General features: G+C 72.3%; 5 protein-coding genes and 1 pseudogene. 3 read left to right on the top strand and 3 right to left on the bottom strand.

Going from position 1 to position 5,014, the window contains the following annotated elements:
- The 3 genes from B0E54_RS31985 to B0E54_RS31975 all read left to right on the top strand — a co-directional run.
- A partial coding sequence (locus B0E54_RS31985) for a class E sortase (RefSeq protein ID WP_234591571.1) occupies positions 1–1,122 on the top strand: 1,122 nt, incomplete at its 5' end.
- A gap of 4 nt (positions 1,123–1,126) precedes the next feature.
- Positions 1,127–1,420 carry a hypothetical protein gene (locus tag B0E54_RS31980; protein WP_234591570.1) on the top strand — a complete coding sequence of 98 codons (294 nt, stop codon included), beginning with the start codon at positions 1,127–1,129 and terminating at the stop codon, positions 1,418–1,420.
- Positions 1,421–1,422: 2 nt separating this feature from the next.
- On the top strand, positions 1,423–2,073 hold the full coding sequence (locus B0E54_RS31975; protein WP_234591569.1) for an aminodeoxychorismate/anthranilate synthase component II: 651 nt from the start codon (positions 1,423–1,425) through the stop codon (positions 2,071–2,073).
- Between the two features lie 15 nt (positions 2,074–2,088).
- Here B0E54_RS31975 and B0E54_RS31970 read toward each other — a convergent pair whose 3' ends face one another.
- From B0E54_RS31970 to B0E54_RS31960, 3 genes and pseudogenes are all read right to left on the bottom strand, one after another.
- Complete coding sequence (locus tag B0E54_RS31970; protein ID WP_234591568.1) at positions 2,089–2,796, bottom strand: vancomycin high temperature exclusion protein; 708 nt, start codon at positions 2,794–2,796, stop codon at positions 2,089–2,091.
- 14 nt (positions 2,797–2,810) lie between these two features.
- Positions 2,811–4,634, bottom strand: a complete 1,824-nt coding sequence (pknB, locus tag B0E54_RS31965; protein ID WP_234591567.1) for a Stk1 family PASTA domain-containing Ser/Thr kinase — start codon at positions 4,632–4,634, stop codon at positions 2,811–2,813.
- A pseudogene (locus B0E54_RS31960) lies at positions 4,631–5,014 on the bottom strand (serine/threonine protein kinase); the annotation flags it as partial. The gene pknB and the pseudogene B0E54_RS31960, both read right to left, overlap by 4 nt.

Raw genomic sequence — 5,014 nt, 5'->3', positions numbered from 1 at the left:
GGCACCGACCCCACGCGCGTCCCGGCCCCCGGCGCCGTGCCGACCCGCCCGGCGACAACCAGCGGCCCGGCCGGCGCCCCGACTCCTCCCGGCGGCGACGCGCCTACCGCGTTCATCCCGAAGGTCGGGTCGGGCTCCGCACGCCCGAGCAGCGCGGCGGGCGCCCCGGTCTCTCCCGCCGGGCCGGGCCGCCCCGCCGACCCGAACGCCACAGCTGTCATCCCCGCCGTCCCGTCCGGGCCGGCACCCCGGCCTCCGGCCATGGACTCCACGGCGCTGATGGGCGCCGTCCCCCGTACGGCGACGCCGGATGAGCCGGCCGGCGCGGACGACAGCGCCGGCGAGCCTCCCCGACCCCGTCGGGGCGAGCGGGTGGTCCAACTCCGGCCGCACCAGACCGGCGAGGGCTACAAGAGCGTCTACTCGGAGCTCACCCGCCCGACGCTCGCCTCCCGCGTGCGCAGCGGCATCCGGGCCACCGGCGAGGTCCTGATCACCTTCGGCCTGGTGGTGCTGCTCTTCGCCGGCTACGAGGTGTGGGGCAAGTCCGCCGCCGTCGACGCCCACCAGCACGACCTCAGCAACCAGCTTGCCCAGGTGTGGGGTCCCAACGACGACCCCACGGTCGCCCCGTCGGCCACTCCGAGCGTCAAGCCGTCCCCGCCCGTGCACGGCAAGCCGATCGCGGGCCTCTACATCCCCAAACTCGACAAGAACTGGGTGGTGGTCGAGGGCGTCACCCAGGCCGACATCCGGTACGCCCCGGGCCACTACCCGACCAGCGCGCTGCCCGGTCAGGTCGGCAACTTCTCCGTCGCCGGCCACCGTAACCGGGCCACGTTCTGGCGGCTGGACGAGCTGAACGACGGCGACCCGATCGTGGTCGAGAGCAAGACCGACTGGTACGTCTACCGGGTGTCGCAGACCCGCATCGTCAAGCCGACCCAGGTCGAGGTCGTGGCCCCGGTGCCCGGCGAGCCGAACAAGCGGCCGACCAAACGGATGCTCACGCTGACCACCTGCAACCCCAAGTGGGACAACTACCAGCGCCTGATCATCCACGCCGAGCTGGACTACATCGTGTCCAAGTCGGCGGGCCGCCCGGCGGAGCTGGGAGGCTGACCCGATGTACGCCTTCATCTGGCGCAAGCTCCCGTTCGGCCTGGCCGGCAAGCTGATCGGTTCGGTGCTGCTCGCGGCCGCCACGGTGGCCCTGCTCTGGTACGTGGCCTTCCCATGGGCCGAGCCGCTGCTGCCCTTCGACGACGTGCAGGTCACCCAGGACTCCGGCGTTCCCGGGGAGCCGGGCGAGCCGGGTGGCGGAGACGCGGTGACCGGAGACGCTCCGGCTGGTGACGAGCACGAGCTGCCGTACGACACCGACCGGAACAATCCCGCGCCGTCCACTCCGAGCAGGTGACCATGCGCGTCCTGGTGATCGACAACTACGACTCGTTCGTCTTCAACCTGGTCCAGTACCTGGGCCAGCTCGGCGTGGAGTGCGACGTCCGCCGCAACGACGAGATCGACGTCGCCGAGGTCGGCCGGGTCGGCGCGGCCGGCATTCTGCTCTCACCCGGACCGGGCAGCCCCGACCGGGCCGGCATCTGCCTGGACGTCATCCGGAAGTACGCGGGCGAGCTGCCGATCTTCGGCGTCTGCCTCGGCCACCAGGCCATCGGCGAGGCCTTCGGGGCGACCGTGACGCGGGCCCCGGAACTGCTGCACGGCAAGACCTCCGAGGTGCGGCACCACTCGGTAGGCGTGCTCGCCGGCCTACCCGACCCCTTCACCGCCACCCGCTACCACTCGCTCGCCGTGCTCCCCGAGACACTGCCCGACGAGCTGGAGGTCACCGGCTGGACCGGCTCCGGTGTGGTGATGGCGATGCGGCACCGGACGCTGCCCATCGAGGGCGTGCAGTTCCACCCGGAGTCGGTGCTCACCGAGGGCGGCCACCTGATGCTCGCCAACTGGCTGGCCGGTTGCGGCCACCCGGAGGCGCTGGAGCGTGCCCCCGCGCTGGCCGCCGAGGTCGACGCCCGGCGACTCGCCGCCTTCGCCACCGCGTAGACCGACACCCGCCGGTCAGCTGCTCAGGGCGTCCCGCACGGCGGGGTTCTCCGACGACCGGACCGCGGGGGGTCGGCCGCGCACCGCGTCCCAGGCGGCCTTGCCACTGGCGAAGTAGTCGCGGACGGCCTTGCGTGCGAGCAGGCCCGGCCCGCAGCCGTCGCACCGTGCGGTGACCCCGTCGACGTCGAGGCCGAGGTGCCGACAGAGCGTCACCGCCCGGGACAGGTGGTAGGACTGCGTCACGATCAGAGCCCGCTGGACGCCGTACACGTCTTTCGCGCGGATGCAGCTGTCGTACGTGTCCAGGCCGAACGGGTCCGCCACCACCCGCCGGGGGTCCACGCCGAGCGTCTCGGTCAGATACGCGGTCATCACCGTCGGCTCGTCGCCGGACGCGCCACCCCCGTCGCCGGAGACCAGCACCACCCGGGCCCGCCCGGTACGCACCAGCTCGGCGGCGGTCTCCAGGCGGCCGGCGAGCCGTTCGCCCGGCTGCCGCCCGTCCGCCGTCACCGCCGTACCCAGGACGATCACGACGTCGGCAGCGGGAGCGTCCGCTTCGCCGTACGTGTGCCCGTGCGCTCCGAACGTCGTCCACAGCCACGGGACGCTGCTCAGGACGAGCAGGACCACGACCACCGCGATCCCGCGCAGCAGATGCCGACGCCACCGGCCCGTCCGCGGCCGATCGACGGCGGAGTCCTGCCGGAGGCTCTGCACCCAGGCGCGGACTGCTACTCCTCGGGAAGCCGGACCGGCGGCGGGAAGATCGGCTGACCGGAGCCACCACCGGTGCCCGGCGTCGTCGGCGTGCCGCTCGGCGTCGGCGTCGGCGTCACCGGCGGGCTGGGCGTCTCCTCGACCTTCTCCGGGATGCTGATCTCCAGGGTCACCGTCCTGCCCTGGGCCAGCTCGGTGCCGCCCTTCGGGCTCTGCGACTGGACGCGTCCGGCCTGATCGGCCGGAACCTCATCGCCGTCGCGGAACTTGACCTCGTAACCCGCCGAGCGAAGCTCGGCGGCGGCATCGTCCTTGGTCGAGTTGACGACGTTGGGGACCTTGTCGACGTTGCCCCGGGAGACCTCGACGGTGACCTTGCTGTCCTGGGCGACAGTGGTCCCCGACGGAGGGGTGACCTTGACGACGATGCCCTTCTGCGCCGGGTTGTCGACCTGCTTCTCCTCGACCACCAGCCCTTGAGCTTCGAGCTGGTCCTTGACGTTCTCGAACTGGGAGTTGACCAGACCCGAAGGGATCTTGACATCCGGTTTGCCATCGCAGATCTGGACGGTCACCCGGCTGCCCTCCTTCAGCCGGGCACCCGGTGCCGGATCCTGCTTGGCGACGGTGCCCTTCGTACAGTCGTTGGCCAGGATCGGATCGCCCGCCACGGGCTGGAAGCCCGCATTCTGGATCTCGGTGAACGCCGCGGCCTGGGCCTTGCCGGTGAGGGTGGGCACCGCCTTCAGGTCCTTGTCCTGCTGCTGACTCCACAGCAGGGCGGCGACCAGGGCGATCACCGCCAGCACGCCGACCGCGCTGAACAGGGCGATCAGCCAGGAGGACGCCTTGCGCTGGCGCGGATCGCCGACCCGGGCGGGGATCTGCCGGGTCTGCTGCCCGGCGGCGGCGGGCGCGTAGCCGGCACCGCCGCCGGCCGGGGCCATCGCCACCGTCTCGGCCTCGCGCAGCACCGGAGTGGCCAGCACCGGCCGGCCGGCGGCGGCGCGCAACAGGTCGGCACGCATCTCGCCGGCACTCTGGTAGCGGTTGAGCGGGTTCTTCGACAGCGCCTTGAGCACTATCGCGTCGACCGCCGGGGTGACGTCCGGGTTGATGTCGCTCGGGGTCGGCGGAGTCTCCCGCACGTGCTGGTACGCGACGCTGACCGGGCTGTCCCCCACGAACGGCGGGTGCCCGCAGACCAGCTCGAAGAGGACGCAGCCGGCCGCGTACACATCGGAGCGGGCGTCCACGGCCTCGCCGCGCGCCTGCTCGGGCGACAGGTACTGGGCAGTGCCGATCACCGCGCTGGTCTGCGTCATGGTGGTCGCGCCGCTGGCCAGCGCCCGGGCGATGCCGAAGTCCATCACCTTGACCTGGCCGGTCTGGGTGAGCATGACGTTGCCCGGCTTGATGTCCCGGTGGATGATGCCGTGCCGGTGGCTGAACTCCAGCGCCGCACACATGTCGGCGCAGATCTCCAGCGCACGGCGGGGCTGCAGGCGGCCCTCGGCCCCGAGGACCTCCTTCAACGTCCGTCCGTTGACGAACTCCATGACGATGAAGGGCAGTGTCTCGCCGGTCGGCGCGGTCTCCTCGCCGGTGTCGTAGACCGCCACGATCGCCGGGTGGTTGAGCGATGCGGCGTTCTGCGCCTCCCGGCGGAAGCGCATCTGGAACGTCGCGTCCCGGGCGAGGTCGGTGCGGAGCATCTTGATCGCGACGTCCCGACCGAGCCGGAGGTCGCGACCGCGGTGCACCTCGGCCATGCCGCCATAGCCGAGCAGCTCGCCGACCTGGTACCTGCCACCGAGCAGGCGGGCCTGCGCTGTCATCGCGTCTGTCGTCCTTCGCTCGTCGTCGTCCCGCCGTCACCCGGCCGGAGTCGTACCTCACGACGGTACGACGTCCGGGTCGCATCGTCGCGTTCGTCGAGCCGCAGCGCGCCGGACGTCACGGTCTGTGAAGCTGGCGTCCCGGTGGCACCGTTCTGCGACTGCTTCCGCAGGTTGTAGGAAATCACGCCGGAGCAGAGCAGGACCAGTAAGGCCAGCAGGACGGCGAGGAGCACCATCCCGGGTCGGGACCGGCGGGGCTCGGGCGCCGGCAGCCCCGAGCCGGCCTGCCGGGCGTACGCCGGTGGGTGTTCCTGCCGGGTCGGTGCCGTCGGCACCGCCGCGGCGCCGCGCGGGTAGCCGGCCCCGGCGACCGGCGG

The sequence above is a fragment of the Micromonospora sp. MH99 genome (assembly GCF_021442385.1).
Lineage (GTDB): Bacteria > Actinomycetota > Actinomycetes > Mycobacteriales > Micromonosporaceae > Micromonospora.
This window is presented reverse-complemented; position numbering and strand designations above follow the sequence as displayed.